This is a genomic window from Nocardia panacis (assembly GCF_003598715.1).
Taxonomy (GTDB): Bacteria; Actinomycetota; Actinomycetes; order Mycobacteriales; family Mycobacteriaceae; genus Nocardia; species Nocardia panacis.
Window position 1 is genome coordinate 231,165 of the sequence record NZ_QZFU01000023.1, and the last position, 25,128, is coordinate 256,292.

Below are 25,128 nucleotides of genomic sequence, written 5' to 3' on the forward strand. Positions count from 1 at the left end.
ATGAACGACGAACACCGGGACTTTCGCAAGGCAACAGCAGACGAACTGATTCCGCTGTCGTTCGCACAATACGGGATGTGGTTGGCCGACAGCGCGCACAGCGGGGCCGCCACCAATATCGCGCAATACGTAGACATCTCCGGTCCGCTGGATACGGACGCGTTCAATAGGGCTGTCCATGCGGCGCGTTTGGAGACCGGGTCGATGATCGTCCGGATCGTCGAACGCGACGGCAGGCCATATCAGTTCGTCGATCCGGGTATCACCTTCAACGAGTTGGTGCTGGATCTGAGCCGCGAGCCCGATCCGCCTGCCGCCGCGTTGGCGTGGATGCGCCGCGACTACACCCGACCGGTCGACATCAGTCAGCACCAATTGGCCGACACCCGACTGATTCGCATCGGCGCCGACCGGTACCTGTGGTACGCACGCGCCCACCACCTGGTGATCGACGGTGTCGGCGCGTTCAATGTCGTCAGCCGCGTCGCCGAGCACTACAACGCCATCCTCGCCGAGCGTCCCCCGTCGAAGCTGGTGGCCGCGACGCTGAGCGAGATCGCCGACGAGGAGCAGAACTACCGCGACAGCAAGCGATTCGCCGACGACCGCGCGTACTGGCTGGACAAGGTGGCGGGACTGCCGACCCCGGTGGGACTGTCCGGGCGGGCCGCGCGACCGGGCGATATCGATCGCGACGCCGCCCACGAACTGCCCGCGGCGCTGTACGAGCTGCTCGACCGCCGGGCCGCCGAGTTGGACGCTTCCACCGCGCAGCTGGTGGTGGCCGCGTTCGCGGCCTTCAGCGCCCGGATGACCGGCGCAACGGATGTCGTGCTGTCGGTTCCGGTGAGCGCGCGGGTGACGATGCGGCTGCGCAAGGCCGCGGCGATGCTGGCGAATATGGTGCCGATTCGGTTCGGCATCGACGATGCCACCACGGTCGCGCAACTGGTCAGGACGTCCAGTGCCGAACTGGTGTCCGCGCTGCGGCATCAGCGGTTCCGGTTCGAGGATCTGCGTCGGGAGTCGGCCGCGATCGATCCCGCCGCCAATTCCTTCGGCCCGGTGGTCAATATCGTCTTCTTCGACACCGATATCCGACTCGGCGCGGCCGTCGGCCGCTATCACGCGCTGACCTCCGGCGTGCTGGACGATCTCCAGGTCAATGTGTACCGGCATGGCCCCGACGCGCCGATCCTGCTCGAACTGCACGGCAACGAGAACCTCTACAGCCAGCTCGAAATCGACGCGCACGCCGAGGGATTCGTCGATTTTCTCGGTCGTTTCGCTGCCGTCGACCCGAATACGACGGTGCTCGACCTGCCACTGCTCACCCCCGAGGCGGAGCGCCTGCTCCCCGAGGCCGGGGTCGCGAGCAACACTGCCGACGGCACCTTGGTCGACGCGCTGTCGCGCCAGTGCGCGGCGACGCCGGACGCGGTCGCCGTCTCCGGCCCGGACGCGACGCTCACCTATCGCGAACTCGACGAACAGGCCACCGCGTTGGCCCGACGCCTGATCGCCGGGGGCGCGGGTCCCGGCGGGCTGGTCGCGATCGCGCTGCCGCGCGGCAGCGCGTTGATCGTCGCGATGGTGGCGGCGCTGAAATCGGGTGCCGGATATGTGCCGCTCGAGGTCACCTATCCGACGGAACGGCTGGAATACATTCTCGGCCAAGCCGATCCGATAGTCGTGCTCGCCGATGCGCAGACGGCCACCCGATTGCCCACCGATCCGGATCGGATCATCGATCCCGAAGTCGTGACCCATACCTCGGCTCCGATCACCGATAGCGACCGCCGCGCACCGCTGCGGCCCGATGACACGGCCTACGTGATCTTCACCTCCGGATCGACCGGCAAACCCAAGGGCGTTGTCATCAGCCATCGCGCGGTGCTGACGTATCTGTCGAACGCGAACGCCGCCTTCGGTATTCGACCCGACGATGTGTGGACCTTCCTGCATTCGGCGGCATTCGACTACTCGATCTGGGAAGTCTTCGGCCCCTTGGTCTCCGGTGGCCGGATCGTGGTGGTGGATGCGATGACCGCCAGGGCGCCACAGGAATTGGCGGAGTTGGTCGCCATGGAGCGCGTCACCGTCTTCAGCCAGACGCCGTCGGCGTTCACTCAGTTCGCCGCCGCCCAGCGTCGGTATCTGCGCGCGGGCGCACCGGCGGGCGCGCCCGCGCTGCGGACGGTGGTGCTCTCCGGTGAAGGGCTGGATCCGGCGGCGCTGGCCCCCTGGTACGCGGACAATCCGACGCTGCCGGTGCTGGTCAACAGTTACGGGATCACCGAGACCACCGTGTTCGTCACGCATATGCCGCTCGTGGCGGCGGATGCCGTGCCCGGCGCGCCGAGCGCCATCGGAGCGCCGCTGCCCGGATTGCGGGTGCGCGTGCTCGACCAGCGGTTGCGCCGCACCCCGGTCGGCGCGTGGGGCGAGATCTACGTCGCGGGCGACCAATTGGCGCGCGGCTACCTGCATCGCCCGGATCTGACGGCGGCGCGGTTCGTCGCCGATCCGTTCGGTCCGCCGGGAAGCCGCCTCTACCGCAGCGGTGACGTGGGCCGCCTCGGGCACGACGGCGGGCTCGAATACCGGGGTCGGGCCGATCAGCAGGTCCAATTGCGGGGTTTCCGTATCGAATTGGACGAGGTGCGCACCGCGCTGCTGGCCCATCCCGCCGTCGCGGCGGCGGCCGTCGTGGTGCACCAGCCCGAGACCGAGGCCGCTCGGCTCGACGGTTACCTGGTGGCGGTCGAGGGTCTGACCTGCGACCCGGCGGCCGTCGCGGCGCGGGCGAGTGCGCTGCTGCCCGACTACATGCTCCCGAGCACGCTCACGGTGCTGCCGGTGCTACCACTGACCGTCAACGGCAAGCTCGATACGCGGGCGCTGCCGGAGCCGGAGCCGGTGGTGGCGGAATACGTCGCGCCGCGCACCGAGACCGAGGAACTGGTCGCGCGGATCTTCGCGGAGTTGCTCGGCCTGGAACGCCTCGGCGCGCAGGACGGCTTCTTCGAGGCCGGCGGCAATTCGCTCATCGCCGCCGCGGCGGTGGCGCGGATCGCGGACGCCGCCGAATGCGAGCTCTCGGTCCGCGACCTGTTCGCCAATCCGACCGTGGCCGCGCTGGCCGAGTGCGTCGGTCGCGCACGGCGCCGGGTTCGACCCGCGCTGGTCCCGGTGGCTCGGCTCGGCGCAGTCGATCTCGCGCCCGCCCAGCAGCGCATGTGGTTGCTGAATCGGGCCGATCCGGACTCCGCCGCCTACAACATCCCGCTGATCGTGCAATTGCGCGGCCGCCTCGATCCGAAGGCGCTGCGGGAGGCACTGGGCGATCTGCTGGTCCGGCACGAAACGCTGCGCACCCGATATCCGGATCGCGATGGGCGCGGAGTACAGGAGATCCTGTCGGCCGAGACCGTCCTCGCCCAGATCCCTTGTGTGGCAGAGCCTGTCGAGTCCGAACCGGAGCGGATCGCCGAGCTCGCCGGGCGCGGGTTCGACCTGCGCGAGCAGGCGCCGATCCGGGTGGCACTGCTGGCGACCCCGATACCGGATCGCCACATTCTGGTCTTCGTACTGCACCACATCTGCTGCGACGGATCGTCATTGGCGCCGTTGGCGGCCGATTTCGCCGCCGCCTACGCCGCGCGAAGCAACGGAACGACGCCGCAGCTGCCCGAATTGCGGGTGCAGTACGCCGATTACGCGGCCTGGCATCGCACACTGCTCGGCGCCGACAGCGATCCGGATTCGCTCGCGGCCGAGCAGATGCGCTACTGGACAGCACAATTGGCGGACGCGCCGGAAGTGGTCGAACTGCCCGGCGACCGACCGCGCCCCGCGCAGGCGACGATGCGCGGCGCGGTCGCCGCCACCACGATCCCGGCGGCCACCTTCGCCGGTATCGAACAACTCGCCAGGGCCGCCGATGTCACACCGTTCATGGTCGCGCACGCGGCGGTGGCGCTGCTGCTGGGCCGACTGTCCGGCGGCACCGATATCGTCATCGGTTCGCCGCTGGCCGGGCGGGGCGACCCCGCGCTGACGCCGCTGGTGGGCATGTTCGTCAATACGGTGGCGCTGCGGACCCCGGTGCGCCCCGAGGACACCTTCATGACCCTGCTGGAGCAGGTCAAGCAGGTCGATCTGGCCGCATTCATCCACGGCGATCTGCCGTTCGACCGGATCGTGGAGCGCCTGCGCCCGCAGCGTTCCACCGCGCACGCACCGCTGTGCCAGGTCTATCTGTCCTTCGACGATATCGGCCGACCCCGACTGGAGTTGCCCGACCTCGCGGTCCAGGTGCTCGATCCCGGTCCGGAACCGGCCAAGGTGGATCTGATCTTCACCGTGGCGGGCAATTCCGGCGGCGATGCCGGGCTCCGGATCAACTACGCGACAGACCTTTTCGACCATGCCACGGTCGTCGAACTGGCCGCGCGCCTGATCCGGGTCCTGGACGCGGTGGTGGCCGATCCCGGCGCCCGCGTCGGTGAAGTGTCGCTCCTGTCGAATATCGAGCAGGCCGCCCTGTTCCCGTATCGGGGGCCTGCCGAGGTCGCGCCGGTACCGCTCGCCGCACTGCTCGCACAGGGGGTGGCGGCGCGCGATGCGGTGATCAGCGGGTCGCGGCGGATCGACTACGGCACCCTGGACGCCGATTCGAACCGCCTGGCGCGCCGGGTGCTGAGCTCGGGTGTCGCACCGGGCGATGTGGTGGCCATGGTGCTGGGGCGCTCGGTGGAGTTCGTGCGCTGCGTCTGGGCCGTCGCCAAGACCGGCGCGGCGCTGGTGCTGGTCGATCCGCGCAATCCGACGCAGCGCGTGCTGGCCATGCTGACCGACTGCGGGCCGAAGGTCGTGCTGACCGCGCGCGGATTCGAAGACCAAGTGCCGGACGGGAATTGGACGCGCATGACGGTCGACGACCCGCAGGTGCGAGAGAGTCTCGCCCGCGGTTCGGACGCGCCGGTGACCGATGCCGAACGGGGCCGCCCCGTGTATTCGAGCGACATCGCCTACGTCATCTACACCTCGGGCACCACCGGAGTTCCCAAGGGGGTGGCCGTCACCCATCGGGGATTGGCGAATTTCGCCGCCGAGCAGCGCGAGCGCTATCACGTCGAACCCAGCGACCGGGTATTGCTCGGCGCCGGACCGGGTTTCGACGCGGTCCTGCTCGAGGTGCTGATGGCGCACCCGAACGGCGCCGCCCTGGTGATCGCGCCGCCGGAGGTCTACGCGGGCGCGGAATTGGCCGAGCTGATCCGGTCGCATCGGGTGACCCACGCCTTCCTCACCCCGACGGTCATGGCCTCGATGTCGCCGGACGGCTTGGCCTGCCTGCGAGTGCTGGTGGCGGGTGGTGAGGCGTTGACCGCCGATCTGGCGCGCGTCTGGGCGCCCGGCCGCGATCTGCACAATGGCTACGGCCCCACCGAGACCACCATCATGGTGGCGATCAGCGCGCCGATACCTGCCGTCGGTCCGATCACCATCGGCGGCCCGATCCGGGGCATCGGCGCGCTGGTGCTCGACGCGGGGCTGCGCCCGGTGCCGATCGGCGTCGCGGGCGAATTATATGTCTGCGGAGTGCAATTGGCGCGCGGCTATATCGGCCGCCCGGCCGCCACCTCGGCCGGTTTCGTCGCCAACCCCGCCGAGCCGGGCGCCAGGATGTACCGCACCGGCGACCTGGTCCGGTGGACGGCCGAGCACACCCTGCAGTATCTGGGCCGGGCCGACCAGCAGATCAAGATTCGCGGCCAACGCACCGAACTGGCGGAGATCGAGGCCGTACTGGCCGAGCATCCGGAGGTGGCGCACGCGGTCGTGGCCGTGCACGGTGCCAACGGCGATGGTCGGCTGGTCGGATATCTGGTGGGCGCCGCCGGGGTGGACGCCGAGGCGGTGCGGGTGAGTGCACGTCATCGGCTGCCCGCCCACATGGTCCCGGATGTCTGCATGGTGCTGCAGCGGCTGCCGCTCACCGCCAGCGGCAAACTCGACCGGTCCCAACTTCCCGAGCCCGTATTCGCCCGGCCCGCAACGGATATCGGTCCGCGCACGCCCGCCGAGGTTCGCGTCGCGGATATCTTCGGCGAGGTGCTGGGCACCGCCGAGATCAGCGCGCTGGACAACTTCTTCGATCTGGGCGGCAATTCGCTGTCCGCCACGAAGGTCGCGGCGCGGATCGCGGGCGAGTTCGGAGTGGAGATCCCGGTGCGGACCATCTTCGAGGCGCCGACCGTCGACGAGTTGGCCCGCCTGCTGGCCGACGTGGCGGTGGGAGCGGGCGGTCGGGAACCGCTGCGCGCGCTGCCGCGGCCGCCGCGCATCCCGCTCTCCCCCGCCCAGACCCGGATGTGGTTCCTCAACCAGTTCGACACCTCGGCGGCGGTGTACAACGTGCCGGTCGTCGTCCGGATCAGCGGGCCGCTGGATGTCGGCGCGCTGCGCGCGGCATTGACAGATGTGGCGGACCGCCACGAATCGCTGCGCACCTACTATCCCGACGACGATTCCGGGCCGTATCAGCAGGTGCTGCCGGTCGAGGCCGGGGTGTCCGTGCCGGAGCCGGTCGCGGTCGATCCGGTCGAGCTCGAAGCCGCGATCAAGTCCGAGGCCGAGCGCGGGTTCGACGTCCGCGCCGCGGTGCCGTATCGAATCACGCTATTGCGCAGTGGCTCCGAGGAATACACGGTGGTGCTGGTGGTGCACCACATCGCCATCGACGGGTCCTCGCTGGCCCCGCTGGCCAAGGATCTCGCGGTGGCCTACGACGCCCGGCGGCGCGGCGAGTCACCCGGCTGGTCGCCGCTGCCGGTGCAGTACGCCGACTATGCCCTGTGGCAGCACGAATTCCTCGGCGCCGAGGACGATCCCAGCAGTGTGACCGCCGACCAGATCCGGTTCTGGCTGGCCGCGCTGGCCGACCTGCCCGAACTGCTGGACCTGCCCACCGACCGGCCGCGTCCGGCGCGGCAATCGCTGCGCGGCGCGATGCTGTCGGCGGCGCTGCCCGCCGAATTGCACCGTGACCTGGTCCGGGTGGCCCGCGACCGTGCCGCGACGGTGTTCATGGTGACCCAAGCCGCTTTCGCGGTGCTGCTGGCCCGGCTCTCGGGAGCCACCGATATCGCGGTCGGCACCCCGATCGCCGGGCGCGGCGAACCGGCGCTGGACCCGATGATCGGCATGTTCGTCAACACCTTGGTGCTGCGGATGCGCATCGATCCCGCCGCCCCGTTCACCGAGATCCTCGATCGTGCCCGAGCGGCGGATCTGGCGGCATTCGACAATGCCGATATCCCCTTCGAACGCCTGGTCGAGGTGGTCAATCCCCCGCGCAGCACCGCGCACGCGCCGCTGACGCAGGTCGGATTCTCCTTCCAGAACATCGAGGTGCCGACCCTGGATCTCGCGGGCCTGCGGGTGCGCGCGGAGTTGATCGAGCCGGGGGTGGCCAAGTACGACCTGCACCTCAATCTGGTGGACAGTCTCGATCCGGACGGGCTGCCCGGCCCGATGGGTATCGAATTCGGCTATGCCACCGACCTTTTCGATGAATCAACGATCCGATCGATGGTGGATCGACTGTTGACGGTGCTGCGCGCGGTGGTTGCCGAACCGGAGCGTCCGGTCGGCGATCTCGACCTGTTGCATCCGCGCGAAACCGCGGCACTCGCGGACTGGAGTCGGGGTCCGGTCGCCGCGGCGACCCCCGCGACGATTCCGGATCTGTTCGCCGCGCAGGTGGTCGCGGGCGCGGACCGACCGGCGGTGATCGACGCCGCCGACGAGGTGACACGCAGCTACGGCGAGTTCGCGGCCGAGGTGAACGTGTTGGCGCGCATCCTGATTCGGCGCGGTGTCGGCCCCGGCAGCGTGGTGGGTGTCGCGATGCGGCGTTCCACCGATCTGCTGGGCGCGCTTTTCGCCATCCACGCGGCCGGTGCCGCCTACCTGCCGCTGGATCCGGACCATCCGGTCGACCGGTCGCGCGCCGTGCTTGACGCGGCCCGACCGCAGGCGGTGCTGACCCGCGCCGCGGATGCGGTCGAACTGCCTGCGGACACGACCATTTGGGAACTGTCCGAACTTGCCGAGTCGGGTATCGCGACCGGCCCGGTGACCGATGCCGAACGGCTTCGGACGCTGCTCCCCGGCGACCTCGCCTACGTCATCTTCACCTCGGGCTCGACCGGCGTGCCCAAGGGCGTCGCGGTGCCGCACGAGGCCGTTGTGAACCAATTGCGTTGGCTGCGTGAACATTATCGGATCGACGAGGCCGACACCCTGCTGCTGCGGACGCCGTTCACCTTCGACCTCTCGGTGTGGGAGTTGTTCGCCGCGTTGACCGCAGGCGCCCGGCTGGTGATCGCGGGCAGCGCCGACCACACCGATCCGGTCGCGGTCGCCGGACTCGCCGCCCGCCACGGCGTGACCGTGCTGGACTTCGTCCCCTCGCTGCTGTCGGTATTCCTCGATATCGCGGCCGAATACGACCTGCGCGCGCTGCGGCAGGTGCTGTGCATCGGTGAGGCGCTGGATCGGGAGACGGTGCGGCGCTTCAGATCCCTGAGTTCGGCCCCGATCGACAACCTGTACGGTCCGACCGAGGCGGCGGTCAGCGCGACCCGGTACGAGATCACCGAGTCGCCCGCCGATCCGGTGCTGCCGATCGGACGACCCGAAACCAATGTGGTCTTGCGCGTGCTGGATTCGCGGCTGCGACCGGTGCCGGTCGGGGTGACCGGTGAACTGTACATCGGCGGAATCCAGCTGGCGCGCGGGTATCACGCCCGTCCGGCGGCGACCGCCGCGACCTTCGTCGCCGATCCGTTCGGCTCGCACGACAGCTCGCACGACAGACTGTATCGGACCGGTGATCTGGTCCGCTGGGACGCCGAGGGTGCGCTGCGCTATGTCGGCCGCACCGACTTCCAGGTCAAGATCCGCGGCCTGCGCGTCGAATTGGGCGATATCGAGGCGGCGCTGCTGACCTACGACGGGGTGCGCGCGGCCGTCGCCAGGGTGCACGCGGCGGCCGGTGGGCCGATCCTCGTCGCGTACGCGGTATCCGAGCGCGAAGTGGATTCGGGCGCGGTGCGCGCGCATCTGTCGCGACTGCTGCCCACGTATATGGTTCCCGCGCAGGTGATCCGGATTCCGGAGCTGCCGCTGACCGCCAACGGCAAGATCGATCATCGGTCCTTGCCCGAGCCGGATCCGGAGACCTTCGGCACGCGCTACCGCGCGCCCGCCGGGCTGATCGAACAGACCATCGCCTCGGTCGTCGGCGAGTTGGTGCACCGCCCGGTTATGGGCGCGGACGACGACTTCTTCGAATCGGGTGGCAATTCGCTGCTGGCGACGCGGGCGCTGGCCAGAATCGGGGAGATCCTGGGTGTCACCGTCCCGGTGCGCGCGATCTTCGAGGCCCCCACGGTCGCCGAACTCGCCCGCTGGATCAGGCACGAACAGGTCGGAGCCCCCGCCCCCGCCCCGGCGCCGCAGCCGCGACCGGAGCGAATTCCGTTGTCCCCGGCCCAGACTCGAATGTGGCTGCTGAATCGAATGGATCCTTCGGCGGGCACATACGTGGTGCCGCTGACGATTCGGCTCACCGGGACCGTGTCCGTGGACGCGCTCGCCGGGGCGCTGGCCGATGTGCTGGAACGCCACGAGAGTCTGCGCACCGTCTATCCGGCCGTCGACGGAACGCCTTTCCAGGTGGTGCGGCCCGTCGCGGAAGTGGTCGCGGCCTGCGACCTGCGCGAGCACACCGTCGCCCCGGACGAGCTCACCGGGCGGCTGGTCGAGTTCTTCACCACCGGATTCGATGTGGCCCAGCAGGTCCCGCTGCGGGTCGCGGTGTGGCGGCTCACGGCGCAGGAACATGTCTTCGCGCTGGCAGTGCACCACATCAACTGCGACGGCTTCTCGGTGGCGCCGCTCACCGCCGATCTGATCGCGGCCTACCGAGCCCGGCGCGAAGGGCAGGCTCCGCAATGGTCGCCGCTGCCGGTGCAGTTCGCCGACTACACGCTGTGGCAACGAGATCTGCTGGGTGCACCGGACGATCGGGAATCTTTGTCCGCCAAGGAGATCGACTACTGGCGGAACACGCTGGCCGGTATTCCGGATGTACTCGCGCTGCCCGCCGACCGACCGCGACCGCTCGAACAGACCCACCGGGGCGCGGTCCTGCACATGAGCGTGCCCCCCAATATCGCGGCCGGAGTGGACCGGCTCGCGCGCGGCAGCGGCGCGACCCCCTTCATGGTGCTGCACACCGCGCTGGCGGTGCTGCTGGCCCGCCTCTCGGGCGCCGACGACATCACCATCGGCGTGCCGCACGCCGGGCGCGGTCATCGGGAGCTGGACCGGCTGGTCGGCATGTTCGTCAACACGTTGGTCCTGCGCACCCGCGTGCGGGCGGATCAACGCTTCACCGAGTTGTTGAAGCTCAACCGCCACACCGATATCGCGGCATTCGACCATGCGTCGCTGCCGTTCGAGCAATTGGTCGAGGTGCTGAATCCGGCGCGGTCCAAGGCATATTCACCGCTGTTCCAGGTGCTGTTCGCCTACCAGAATATGACCAGGCCCGACCTGGACCTGCCCGGACTCGGCATCGAACCGGTGGATATCGGGGTGGAGGCGGCGATCTGCGATCTGCTGCTCACCGTCGCCGAGGAGCGCGGCCCGCAGCACGAACCGGCCCGACTGACGCTGCGATTGACCTATGCCACCGACCTTTTCGATGCCACGACCGCGAATCGTTTCGCCGCGCAACTGATCCGGGTGCTCGCGGCGGTGGTCACCGATCCGGACGCGGTGGTTGGCGAGGTGAACCTCGATACCGCCGACGAGCGTCCCGCGCTGCCTGCCGGTCATTTCGACCCGCTGGCGCCCGCCGGTCGCACCCTCGTCGACGCGTTCGACGAACAGGTCGCGCGCACACCGGACGCGGTCGCGCTGGTAGCGCCCGACGGTCGCACCCTGACCTACCGCGAGTTCGACGCCGAGGTGAATCGGCTGGCCCGCCTGCTCATCGCACGCGGCGCGGGTCCCGAGACCACGGTGGCCGTCTCGGTGCGGCGGTCCGCCGAACTGGTCGTCGCGGTGTACGCGGTGGTGAAATCCGGCGCCGCTTTTGTACCGCTGGATCCGGACCATCCCGCCGCGCGCGTCGCGCATGTGCTGGAGGTGGCGCGACCGGTGCTCGTCGTCACCGCTGCGGGCGATGACGACGCCCTACCGGAGGACGTGCCGGTGGTCCGGGTCGGCGAGCCGTCGAGCGACCTGCCCGACGGCCCGATCACCGATGCCGAGCGGACCGCGCCGCTGCGCCGGGACAACCCGGCCTATGTACTGTTCACCTCCGGCTCCACCGGCGCCCCGAAGGGCGTGGCGCTCACCCACGCGGCGACCGTGCACCAGTTGGCGTGGGCGCAGCGGGAATACCCGCACGACGCGACGGATGTGGTGCTGCACAAGACGCCGATCACCTTCGATATCGCGGTGTGGGAACTGTTCTGGCCATTGCAGGTCGGGGCACGCATCGTGCTCGCCGCCCCCGGCGGACATCGCGATCCCGGCTACCTGGCCCGGCTGATCGCCGAATACTCGATCACCACGGCGCATTTCGTGCCGTCGCTGCTCGATGTCCTCTTGGAGCATCCGGCCCTCGGTGCGCTGCCGTCGGTGCGTCATCTGTTCGCGGCGGGCGAGGCGCTGAGCACGGGCACGGCGCGGCGGGCCGCCGAGGTGTTCCGCGCTGCCGAGGTCGTCAACTGGTACGGCCCGGCCGAAGCGGAGGTTGTCACCGCGCACCGGTGCGCGGTGACCGACACCGGTGTCGCGGTGCCCATCGGCGCACCGGTCGCGGGAATGTCGGTGTGGGTGCTGAATTCACGCCTGCGACCGGCGCCGGTCGGCGTCGCCGGGGACCTGTATGTCGCCGGCGTGCAGTTGGCGCGCGGCTATCGGCGTCGTCCCGATCTGACCTGCGGTGTCTTCGTCGCCGATCCGTTCGGCACGCCAGGACAGCGGCTCTACCGCACCGGGGATGTGGCGCGCCTGCGGCGCGACGGGACCTTGGAATATTTGGGCCGCAGCGACTTCCAGGTCAAGTATCACGGTCAGCGGGTCGAGCCCGGCGATATCGAGGCCGCGCTGCGGGGATTCGATTCGGTCGCACAGGCGGTCGCGGTGGTGACATCGGACCGGATCGTCGCCTATGTCACCCCGGTCGCCGGCGCCCGGATCGACGGCCGCGACCTGCGCGCCGGGCTGAGCCGGATGCTCCCGCAGTATCTGGTGCCCGCGGGCGTGCAGGTGCTGGACGCGCTGCCGCTCAACGCGAACGGGAAACTGGACCGCGCCGCGCTGCCCAGCCCGGAGTTCGACGATCGGGCGGAGTTCGTCGCGCCCCGATCGGAAACCGAAGCGGTGCTGGCGAATATCGTCGCGGGGGTGACCGGCGCGGACCGGGTCGGTGTCGCGACGGATCTGTTCGAGATCGGCGTGACGTCGCTGACCGCGGCGCAGATCGCGGCCCGCGCCGAATCGGCGCTGCGCGTGCAGGTTTCGCTCGGCGACCTGTTCGAGGCGCGCACGGTCGCGGCCCTGGCGGAATTGGTCGCGCGGCGCAATAGCTATATCGCGCCGCCGCTGGTGCGGCGCGCCCGCCAGGCCGAGATCCCGCTGGCCGCGGCGCAGCGGCGCATGTGGATCCTGAATCAGCTCGATCCGGAATCGGGTTCGTACAACATCTGTTTCGCCGCCCGGTTGACCGGTCCGCTGGACCCGACCGCGCTGCGGGCGGCGTTCCAGGACGTGGTGACCCGCCACGAACCGCTGCGCACCAGCTATCCCGCCGTCGACGGTCAGCCGCGCCAACTGGTGCACCCCGCCGCGGATCTGGGGCTCGAGGTCGAGGATGTCACCGAATCGGCCGCGGCCGAACGGATCAGCGCTGCGGCCGCGGCCGGATTCGATATGGCGCGCGACCTCCCGATCCGAGCGCGGCTGTACCGCACCGGCGCCGAGGAGCACGTGCTGGTCATGGTGGTGCACCACATCGCCGCCGACGGCGCGTCGATGACACCACTGGCCCGCGATGTCTTCACCGCCTACCGCGCCCGCCGCGCGGGAGCGCCGCCGCAGTGGGCGCCGCTCGAGGTCGAGTACGCCGATTACGCCGCGTGGCAGCACGAATTGCTCGGCGCGGAGGACGATCCCGATTCCGTGGCGGCCGGTCAGATCGCCTACTGGCGGCGCACACTCGACGACGCGCCGGATCTGCTGGACCTGCCGACCGACAAGCCGCGCCCTGCCGTCGCCGAAACGACCGGCGCCTCGGTCGAATTCGCGATCGACGCCCGGTTGCACGCCGCCGCGGCCGAACTCGCGCGGCGCACGGGCGTCACCATGTTCATGGTGCTGCACGCGGCGCTGGCCGTGCTGCTCGGCCGCACGGCCCATACCGACGACATCTCGATCGGCACCCCTGTCGCGGGGCGCGGACGGCCCGAACTCGACGACCTGGTCGGCATGTTCGTCAACACGGTCGTGCTGCGGACCCGCATCGAGGAGGATGCGTCGTTCCTGGACATGCTCGACGAGGTGCGGGCCACGGATCTGGCGGCGCTCGACCACGCCGATATGCCCTTCGAGCGGCTGGTGGATCTGCTGGATCGGCCGCATACGACCGCGTATTCGCCGCTGTACCAGGTGATGTTCGGATTCCGCGATGCCCGCGCGCCGCGATTGGATCTCGATGACGTGGTCGTCGAGGTGCTCGATCCCGGTGTGGCGCAGGCCAAAACCGATCTGGCGGTATTCCTGGCCGAGCAGGCCGAGGGCGGGCTGACCGGCGAGATCGTCTACGCCACCGATCTTTTCCTGGCACCGACGGCCAGGCGGTTGGCGGCGCGGCTGGTCCGGGTGCTCGAGGCGGTCACGGAGCATCCGCAACGGCCGGTGGCGCAGATCGAACTGCTCGACGCGGTGGAGACCGCGCGGCTGCTCCCGACCGGGCAGGACGCGGATCTGGCGCCCGCCACGCTGCCCGAACTGCTGACGGCGGCGGCCGCCGATCCGGAGGCGAATGCGCTGATCTGCGGCGAGGAGACGCTCACCTACGGTGAATTGGACCGCAGGTCCAACCAATTGGCCCGGTCGCTGATCGCGGCGGGCGCGGCGCCGGAGACCTTTGTCGCACTGGCGATCCCGAGGTCCATCGACTACCACGTGGCGCTGGCGGCGATCACCAAGTCCGGCGCGGCCTTCGTGCCGATCGATCTGCGCAGCCCGAGCGAGCGCATCGCACATCTGCTGCGCGACAGCGGCGCCCGACTCGGTGTCACCACCGCGGCGGCGCGCGCGGATCTCCCGGCCGAGATCACCTGGCTGGCCATCGACGACGACCGGGGCGCCACCGCCTCCTCAGCCACCGTGACCGATGCCGACCGAGCCCGCCCGCTGCGACTCGCCGACGCCGCCTACCTCATCTACACCTCCGGGTCGACCGGAACGCCCAAGGGCGTCGTGGTCACCCACGCGGGTCTGGCCAGCCTCGCCGCCGAGGGCACCTACCAGTACCAGGTGGATCGCGAATCGCGGGTATTGCAGGTGGCCGCACCCGCTTTCGACGCGGTGATCATGGAGATGCTGATGGCCTGCGACGCCGGAGCCACCCTGGTGGTGTCGCCCGCCGACGTCTACGCCGGGCCGGAACTGGCCGAAGTCATTCGGTCCCAACATGTCTCGCACGCCTTCATTACCCCCGGCGTGCTGGCCACCCTGCCGACGGACGGTATGGACGAACTGCGCACGCTGACCACCGGCGGCGAAGCGGTGCCCGCCGACCTGCGCGCGGCATGGGCGCCCGGTCGCCGATTCCACAATGTGTACGGACCGACCGAGACGACCGTAGCCGTGACCGCGAGCCCCGCCCTGGCGGGCGACGATCCGATCACCATCGGTCGGCCGATGCGCGCGGTTCCCGCCGTCGTCCTCGACGATCGACTGCGGCCGGTGCCGATCGGCGTCACCGGCGAGTTGTATGTGATGGGCGTGCATTTGGCGCGCGGCTACTTGAATCACACCGCCGCGACGGCGGCGGCCTTCGTCGCGGCGCCCTTCGGCGCGCCCGGCGCGCGGATGTACCGCACGGGCGATCTGGTCCGCTGGAATGCCTTGGGCTCCTTGGAAATTCTTGGCCGCGCCGACCTTCAGATCAAGATTCGCGGCCAGCGCGTGGAACTCGGCGAGATCGATGCGGCGCTGCGGGAATGTGCCGGAGTCGCTTCCGCCGTCACCGTCACCAAACGCGGCGAGGCGGGCCGGACGATCCTGGTCGGATACGTGGCGGCCGAACCCGACATCACACTGGATTCGGCTGGTCTGCTCGACCGGATCGCGAAGGTGCTGCCGGAGCATATGGTCCCCGCCGTGCTCATGGTGCTCGACCAGTTGCCGCTGACGGCGAGCGGCAAGGTGAACCGCCGCGCGCTGCCCGAACCCGAAGTGCCGCAGGCGGATTCGTCCGAGCCCGCCGCGAACGAGTTGGAGGCGACGATCGCGGCGAGCTTCGCCGATGTGCTCGGCGTGCCCTCGGTCGGGACGCTCGAATCGTTCTTCGCCCGCGGTGGCGACTCCATCATGTCGATCCAATTGGCCTCGCGGCTGCGGGCCGCCGGAGTGGTGGTGACGGCGCGGGATATCTTCGAGCGCAAGACCGTTCGCGCGCTGGCCGAGGTCGCGCGGCATACCGATCGGGCCGCCCTGCCGGAGCTGCCCGGCGGCGGTGTCGGTCCGATCCCGCCCACCCCCATCGTGTCCTGGTATCGCGAGCGGATGGCGGGCGCGGCTCGGTTCGCGCAGTCGATGCTGGTCGAATTGCCTGCCGACGCTCAACTGGCGGATGTGCGAGCGACCGTCCGCACCATACTCGACCGGCACGACATGCTGCGCGCCCGCCTCGACACGAACCTCGAAGTCCCACAGGCAGGCACGCCGGATGCCGCGTCGGTCGTCGCGGTGCGCACCTTCGGCTCCGACGCGGTACCCGGCACAGCGGCCTTCGCGCGCGTGGTCGAGACCGCGCTGGACGAGGCGGCCGGACGACTCGATCCCGCCGCCGTGCTGGTCCAGATCGTCTGTCTGCTACCCGAACCGGGAGTAGCGGCGACCGGCCGAGCACTGATCGTCATCCACCACGTCGCGGTCGACGGCGTGTCCTGGCGCGTGCTGATTCCGGACTTCATCAGCGCCTGGCAGCAGGTTCGTGCGGGCATCCATCCGGAACTTCCCGCCGTCGGCACATCGATGCGACGCTGGGCACACGCGCTGGAAGCAGCGGCCCCGCAACGGATCTCCGAACTCGAGCGGTGGTCGGCGGTCGAGCCGGAGCCGCCGCTGGGACGGGTGGCCTTCGATCCGACGATCGATGCGCAGGCCACGGTGGGGCAGGTACTGCTGACGGTGCCCGCGCCGGTGACGACGGCGCTGCTGGGTCCGGTGATCGATGCCGCGCACGGCACCGTCGACGATGCCCTGCTCGGCGGTCTGGCACTGGCACTGGCCCGATGGCGGCGACGGCGCGGCAGCGCGCACAGCGCAACCCGAATCCTGCTGGAGAGCCACGGGCGCGAGGAACAGCTCGCCCCCGGCGCGGACCTCTCCCGCACGGTCGGCTGGTTCACCAGCGCCTACCCGGTGGCATTGGACCCGGCCGGGGACGACGCCAGGACCGCCGTACTCGCCGTCAAGGATCAACTGCGCGCCGTGCCGGACAAGGGCATCGGCTACGGCCTGCTGCGCTATCTGAACCCGAGGACCGGTCCCCGACTGGCCGAACTGCCCGAACCGCAGGTCAGCTTCAACAACCTCGGCCGCGCGGGCGTGGATCTCGCCGCACTGGCCGGGGTCCCGTGGGCGCCTGCCCCCGAAGAGTTCGACCACCGGGCGGCACTGGATCCCTTGTTGCCCGCGGCGGCCCCGGTGACCATCGACGCGAGCATCGTCGACGCCCCGGACGGGCCGACGGTGCGTGCGCGCATCGGATACGCCACCCGACTGTTCGACAGCGACGATATCCACGAGCTGATCGCCGAATGGCAGGCGGCGCTGGCGGAGATCGCCGCGGCTGCCGAGCGCGACGCCGACTGGGGCCTGTCACCGTCGGACACCCCGCTGGTGCGACTCACCCAATCCGACCTGGATACCTTCACCCGCCGATACGGTCCGCCCGCGGCGGTGTGGCCACCGGCTCCGCTGCAATCGGGTCTGCTGTTCCACGCCGATCTGGCGGCGGACGCACTGGATGTGTACACCGCGCAGGCCACCATGACCCTCACCGGCCCACTCGACGCCGAGCGGCTGCGGCATTCGGCCGCCGCGCTGCTCGACCGGCACCCGAACCTGCGGGCCGCGTTCACCCACACCGCGGCGGGTGTGGTGGCCCAGGTGATTCCCGCACAGGCGCCGCTGCTGTGGCGCGCCGTGGAACTGCCCGACGCCACGGCATTGACCCAACTGCTCGATGCCGAGCGGACGCAGGCGTTCGATCCGGCCACTCCCCCGCTGCTGCGGTTCGTGCTGGCGCGAACCGCACCCGAGGAACACCGATTGGTGCTGACCGCCCACCACCTGCTGCTGGACGGATGGTCGCTGCCGCTGCTGCTGCGCGACCTGGTGCTGCTGTACGCGGCGCGCGGACGGGCCGAACTGCTGCCCGCGCAACCTTCTTACGGAAGCTATCTGGAATGGCTTGCCGCACAGGACGACAGCACCACACCGTGGCAGGCGCAGTTGGCGGGCGACCTCGAACCCACGCTGATCGCCGCCGATGCCGCGGCCGACGCGGTAGTCGAGGTGCCGACCGACCGCACGGTGGAAATGGATGCCGAGATCACCGACGCGCTCACGGAACTGGCTCGGACACACGGGGTCACGATGTCGACCATCGTGCAGTTCGCCTGGGCGCTGGTGCTGGGCAACCAACTCGGCCGTGACCGGGTGGTGTTCGGCGAGACCGTCTCCGGACGACCGGCGGGCCTGCCGGGCATCGAGACCATGGTGGGCCTGTTCATCAATACGCTGCCGGTGGTGGTTCCGCTGGAACCGGACGCCACCGTCGCCGCGTCGCTGGTGCGGATGCGGGCCGAGCAGACCCGACTGCTCGATCACCATCACATCCCGCTCTCGCGGATCCTGGCCGACGCCGGACGCGGGCAACTCTTCGACACGCTGGTGGCCTACGAGTCGTATCCGGTCGACTCCAGCGGTCTGGGCACGGCCGAGATCGACGGTGTCCGGGTGACCGAGGTGACGGGCGTGGATGCCGCGCACTATCCGATCACCATCCAGGCGCATCGCACCGATCGACTGTGGGTGCGGCTGCGCTATCAACCCGCCCGCGTCGACGCCGCGGCCGCGGCGGGTCTGGCCGAGCGGATGGAACTGGTGCTGCGGCAATTCGCGGCCGATCCGGACCGGCGGGTCGGGGCGATCGAACTGATGTCCGCCGAACAGCGCGCGGCCCTGGTTCCGGCGCGCGGCGCGGCGGCCGAGTCCGCCGTACCCCTGGCCGAATTGCTGCGTCGCGGCGCCGCCCTCGATCCGGATGCCGTCGCCGTGGTGTGCGGCGCCAGGCGGGTCGCCTTCGCGGAATTGGACACGATGGCCCATCGCTTGGCGCACCGGCTGGTGGTGGCCGGCGTGCGATCCGGTGACACCGTCGGGCTGGTGCTGCCCCGATCGGTCGAATTGATCGTCGCGATGCGGGCGGTCGCCGAGATCGGGGCGGGGATGGCCCTGCTCGATCCGCGCAATCCGGCCGACCGGCTCGCGGTCATGCTCGCCGATTGCGCGGCCCGCGTGGCGCTCACCGTCTCCGAGGTGGAAGAAGGTGTGCCCGAAGGAGATTGGGAGCGGCTCGTCCTGGACGACATCGAGTTCGCGCGCACGGTCGCCGCGCAGCCCGCGACGCCGATGCGGCCGGACCGGCCGATCCGGGCCGCCGACCTCGCGTACGTCATCTACACCTCCGGATCGACCGGGACTCCCAAGGGTGTCGCCCTCACCCAGGCCGGACTGGCGAATTTCGCCGCCGAGCAGCGGGATCGCTACCGGGTGACGCCGCGTTCGCGCGTATTGCAGGTCGCGGCACCGGGATTCGACGCCATCATGCTCGAACTGCTGCTGGCCCATCCGCACGGCGCGGCGCTGGTGGTGGCGCCGCCCGATACCTACGCGGGTCCCGAACTGGCCGAGCTCATCCGGCGCGAAGAGGTGACCCATGCCTTCCTCACCCCGTCGGTGCTGGCGACCATGCGACCCACCGGCTTGGACGGGTTCCGGGTCCTGATCGCGGGCGGTGAGGCGGTCACGGCCGAACTCGCGGCCCGGTGGGCGCCGGGACGGGAGCTGTACAACGGCTACGGTCCCACCGAGACGACGATCATGGTCGCGATCAGCGATCCGCTGCCCGCGCAGGGTCCGGTCACCCTCGGCGGTCCGATTCGCGGCATCGACGCCGTGGTGCTCGATGCCGCGCTTCGGCCGGTGCCGGTCGGGGTGATCGGCGAACTGTATGTCAGCGGCGTCGGCCTGGCGCGCGGCTATCTCGGACGGCGCGCCGCGACCGCGGCGAGTTTCGTTGCCGCCCCGCACCATCCGGGCGCCCGGATGTATCGGACCGGCGACCGGGTGCGGTGGACAGCCGAGGGGACGCTCGAATATCTGGGCCGCGCCGATCATCAGGTCAAAGTGCGCGGGCAACGACTGGAACTCGCCGAGATCGACGCGGTGCTGACCGCCCAGCCCGCGGTGGCCCATGCCGTCACGACACTGCGCGAGGACGAGCACGGCACACCCAGACTGGTCGGATATCTGGTCGGCGCACCGGATCTGGATATCGAGCAGGTGCGCGCCGCCGCGCGCACGCGGTTGCCCGCGCACATGGTGCCCGATACCTGTGTGGTGCTGGATCGGTTGCCGCTGACCGTCACCGGCAAACTCGACCGCGCCGCGCTGCCCGCACCGCGATTCGCTGCTCCCGCGGACTATCTCGCCCCGAGCACTGCCGCGCAGCGGCTGGTCGCCGAACTCTGCGCCGACACCCTCGGCATCGAACGCGCGGGAATGCGCGACGATTTCTTCGAACTCGGCGGTGACTCGCTCAGCGCGACCCGGTTGGCCGCGCGACTCGGCTCCGCCCTCGGCGTGCGGGCCTCGGTGCGCGATATCTTCACCGCCCCCGTGCTCGGAGATCTGGCGGCGCGGCTGTCCACGCGGGACACCGCCGAACGTCCGGCACTGCGGCCCCGCGCCGGATCCGAGCCCGTACCGCTCTCACCGGCGCAGCAGCGCATGTGGTTCCTCAACCAGCTCGACCTCTCGGTCGGCGCGTACAACGTTCCGCTGGTCATGCGGCTCAACGGCGCCATCGATATCGAAGCCCTGCGCCGCGCCTGCACGGCCGTCATCGACCGGCATGCCTCGCTGCGCACGAAATTCCCCGCGATCGAAGGCATTCCGTATCAGGTGGTGCTGCCCGCCGACACCGTGGTGCCTGCCCTGTCGCCCGTTCCGGTGCACGAATCACTGGTGCCCAAGGCCGTGGAGGCAGTGGTGTCGCGCCGATTCCAGGTCACCGAGGCGCCGCCGGTGCGCGCGGAACTGTTCGAACTCGGGCCGGACGACCACGTGCTGGTCATCGCGGTGCACCACATCTGCGCGGACGGGCAGTCGATGATCCCGCTGGCCCGCGATGTCGCGGCCGCCTACCTCGCGCACCTGCGGCAGGCCGCACCGCAGTGGCCGCCGCTGCCGGTGCAGTATCCCGATTACGCGCTGTGGCAGCGGGAACTGCTCGGCGACGAGGCCGATACCGGATCGCTGCTGGCCCGGCAACTACGCTTCTGGACTGAGCAACTGGCCGGACTGCCGGGGCTGCTGGAACTGCCCACCGATCACCCGCGGCCGCAGGTCGCTTCGATGCGGGGTCGGTCGTTCGATTTCGAGATCCCGGCCGCCCTGCAGGAACGCCTTATCGCACTGGGACATTCGGCCGGAGCCACACCGTTCATGGTCGCGCATGCCGCGCTGTCGGTGCTGTTGGCGCGGCTGGCGCGCACCGAGGACGTCGCCATCGGCACACCGGTCTCCGGACGCGGTGAGCGCGAACTCGACGACCTGATCGGCATGTTCACCAATACCGTCGTCCTGCGCGCACCGGTGCGACCCGCGCAGTCGTTCACCGAATTGCTGGCCGCCGTCCGGGATATCGACCTCGCGGCGCTGGCCAACGCGGATGTGCCGTTCGAGCGGATCGTCGAGGCGGTCGATCCGATTCGCTCGACCGGGCATCTGCCGCTCTATCAGGTCACCATCGACTACCAGAACCTGGACCGGGCGACGCTCGTGCTGCCGGGGCTGACGGTCACGCCGATCGAGGACGTCTTCGTACCCGCCCACGCCGATCTGAACGTCAAACTCGTCGAGCGGTTCGACGCGGACGGTTCGGCACTCGGCTACCTCGGTCGATTGATCTACGCCACCGACATTTTCACCGAGGACACCATGCGGCGCTTCGCCGACTGGTACGTGCGGATCCTGCGGACCGTGACGGCCGAACCCGATATCGCGGTGGGCGATATCGACTTCCAGGAACCCGAGCAGGTGGCCGAGGTGCTCGCCGCCGCGGGCAGACCGGGGCTCGCCGTCCCCGAGGCGACCCTCGCCGAGTTGTTCGCGGCCAGTGCCGCCGCCGACCCGACGGCGATCGCGGTGTCCGACGCGACGACGCGGCTCACCTACGCGCAGTTGTCCGAGCGGGCGACACAGCTCGCCCGAGAACTCGCCGACCGCGGGGCAGGCCCGGAATCGCTGGTGGCCGTGGCGCTTCCACGCACCACCGACCTGGTCACCGGACTGCTCGCGGTGCTCATGAGCGGCGCGGGCTACCTGCCGCTGGATGTGGCCTACCCGGCCGATCGGCTGCACTACATCGTGGCCGACGCGGCGCCCCGCGTGGTGCTCACCACCTCCGAACTCGCGGGCGCGCTACCGGAATTCGACTTGCCGACCGTACTGCTCGACGACGAGTTCGCACCCGAACCCGCGGGCACGCCGAGTCCGGCCCGACCCGACAACCTGGCCTACGTCATCTACACCTCGGGCTCCACCGGACGCCCGAAAGGCGTTGCCGTCACCCATCGCAATGTGGTCACCCTGCTCACCCACACCGCGCAGAAGTTCGATATCGGCCCCGAGGACGTGTGGACGATGTTCCACTCCTACGCCTTCGACTTCGCGGTGTGGGAGATCTGGGGCGCACTGCTGTCCGGCGGCCGCGTCGTGGTGGTCGACTACCCGACCAGCCGCGATCCGGCGGCATTCGTGGAACTCGTGCACCGCGAGAAAGTCACGGTTCTGAGCCAAACACCCTCGGCCTTCTACGGATTCGCCGACGCCGAGCTGCGACGGCCCGACCGCTCGACACTGCGCTATGTGGTCTTCGGCGGTGAATCGCTGGACGCCACGCGGCTGGCGAACTGGTTCGGCACGCACAGCTCCCGAGAACCACTGCTGGTCAACATGTACGGCATCACCGAGACCACGGTGCACGTGAGCTACTGCGAGCTCGCGGAATACGACACCGGTGGCATCGGCACGGCGCTACCGGGATTGGGCGTGCGCGTCCTCGACGACCGCCTGCGGCCCGTGCCCGTCGGCGTGGCCGGGGAAATGTATGTCAGCGGTGCGCAGTTGACGCGCGGCTACCTGCGCGACCCGGCACGCACCACCAATCGGTTCATCGCCGACCCGTTCGGCGCGCCCGGCGACCGGCTCTACCGCACCGGCGATGTCGGGCGGTGGCGCGCCCGCGCCGACGGACTGGAACTGGACTACCTGGGCCGGGCCGACGCTCAGATCCAATTGCGCGGTTTCCGAATCGAACTCGGTGAGATCGAGGCCGCACTGCTGCGACATCCCGATGTCGCGCAGGCGGCCGCGGCGGTCCACCGCCACGAACGCGATATCGACCAGCTGATCGGCTATGTCGTCCCCGCCGACGGACAGACCCTCGACCTGGACGAAGTCGCCGCGGCGGCCGCGCGGGTGCTCACCGGATACATGGTCCCCGCAGCGATCGTGGCGCTGCCGTCGCTTCCGGTCACCGTGAACGGCAAACTGGATCGAAAAGCGTTGCCCGCGCCCGACTTCGAGCGCGGCGGCCGGGAGCCCGCCGCCGCGCGCAACCACACCGAGGCGACAATCGCCGAGGTCTACGCCGAGGTGCTGCGGGTGCACCGGGTCGGCGCGACGGACGGCTTCTTCGACCTGGGCGGCAACTCGCTGCTGGCGACCATGGTGGTGACCGAACTGCGCGCCAGGGGTGTCCGGATCGAACTGCCCTGGATGTTCGACGACGCCACCCCGCGCGCACTGGCCGCCAGAGCCGACGACAGCGACGGCGGCTCCGGGATGCAGGTGCTGCTGCCGCTGCGGCCCGCAGGCGAGCGCCCCGCGCTGTTCGCCATCCACCCGGCGGGCGGATTGGCCTGGTTCTACGGCGGACTGCTCGGACACCTCGACGGTGACCGACCGGTCTACGGCCTGCAAGACCCGCATGTCGTCGCCGGCGAGCCGATCGCGACCACACTCGGCGAATTGGCCGACCGCTATGTGCGCGAGATTCGCGCCGTCCAACCCGAAGGCCCCTACCACCTCGTGGGCTGGTCGCTCGGCGGCGAGATCGCGCATGCCGTCGCGACCAGATTGCAGCGCGACGGCGCCGAGGTCGGTCTGCTCGCCATGCTCGACAGCGCGGCGGGCGAGCACCTCGCGGCGCCCGAATCCGATGCGGCGCCCGGCGATCGGCTGGCGGATCTGCTGGGCGGCTGGCGCGAACTGTTCGACCTCGACGCGGCGGTGACCGCCGACACCGCCGAAGCGGCATGGGCGGTGATCCGTGAGCAGGTCATCGGCACCGGACTGTTCACCGACGACCAAGTGCTGCGGGTGATGAACAGCTTCGAGACCGCGACGGAACTCGCGCACTCCTACCTACCGGAGGTTTTCGACGGCGATCTGGTCTTCATCACCGCGGGCAAGGACCACGCCGACCCCGACACCCTGACCGCGACCTGGCGGGACTATCTCACCGGCGCCATCCACAACACCGTGGTCGATGCCCGGCATCTGGAGTTGACCCATCCCTTCGCCCTGGCCGAGATCGGCCCGACACTCGAAAGGTTCATGCGATGACATCCTGCCAGCATCTGCGGCTCGCCGACGGCCGGAGTGTGGCCTGCACCAGTCCCGCCGAAACCCGCATGCTCTGGTCGGAGATGTCGGCCGCCGGGTTCTATCGCCTGGCCGCCGCCCAATTGCGGCCCGGCGACCTGGTCGTCGACGTCGGAGCCAATGTCGGGCTGTCCGCGATGATGTTCGCCGACACCTGTCCGGGTGTGCGGGTGATCGCGGCCGAACCCGCGCCCGCGATCTTCGAATGTCTGCGTCAGAACCTGGCGGCCTTCGTCCCGCGCGGCACCGCCGCTCAGGTCGCGCTCGGCGCGGAATCCGGCGTGCTGCCGTTCACGGTGTACCCGCGCGCCTCCGCCAATTCCAGCCTGTACGCCGACCCGGACGCCGACACCGCCGCCACCCGGATCTTCCTGCGCAACAGCGGCTTACCCGACGACGCCATCGACGCGCTCACCGCCGGACTGCATGTGGGCGAGCAGATCGAGGTCGAGGTCACCACGGTGTCCAAACTGCTGGCGGGCCATGACGCGCGCTCGGCCATCGGGGTGCTGAAGATCGATGTGGAGCGCGCCGAATTCGATGTGCTGCGCGGTATTTCCGACTCCGACTGGGCGCGGGTGCGGACCGTGGTCGCCGAGGTGCACGATCACGACGGGCGCCTGGCGGAGTTCTGTTCGGAACTGTCCGTGCACGGACTGAGCCCGCGATCACGGCAGGATCCCGCACTGCGGGGCACCGAACTGCACGAGGTGTTCGCCGTCCGCGGGTGATTGCCCGCCGCTCGGCGGGGATTGTCGATCTGTTCGCGTACATCGGCGCGCA

At 69.9% G+C, this 25,128-nt stretch carries 2 protein-coding genes; both read left to right on the forward strand.

Annotation, left to right across the window (positions count from 1 at the left end; all coding sequences use genetic code 11):
• Complete coding sequence (locus tag D5S18_RS20040; protein WP_120042580.1) at nucleotides 1-24,306, forward strand: non-ribosomal peptide synthetase; 24,306 nt, start codon at nucleotides 1-3, stop codon at nucleotides 24,304-24,306.
• On the forward strand, nucleotides 24,303-25,076 hold the full coding sequence (locus tag D5S18_RS20045) for an FkbM family methyltransferase (RefSeq protein WP_120042581.1): 774 nt from the start codon (nucleotides 24,303-24,305) through the stop codon (nucleotides 25,074-25,076). The genes D5S18_RS20040 and D5S18_RS20045 overlap by 4 nt, the downstream gene beginning before the upstream one ends.
• The last annotated feature ends 52 nt before the right edge of the window (nucleotides 25,077-25,128 follow it).

Coding starts and splice junctions, on each gene's coding strand:
- D5S18_RS20040 (WP_120042580.1), top strand. CDS start 1: ATGAACGACGAACACCGGGACTTTCGCAAGGCAACAGCAGACGAACTG.
- D5S18_RS20045 (WP_120042581.1), top strand. CDS start 24,303: ATGACATCCTGCCAGCATCTGCGGCTCGCCGACGGCCGGAGTGTGGCC.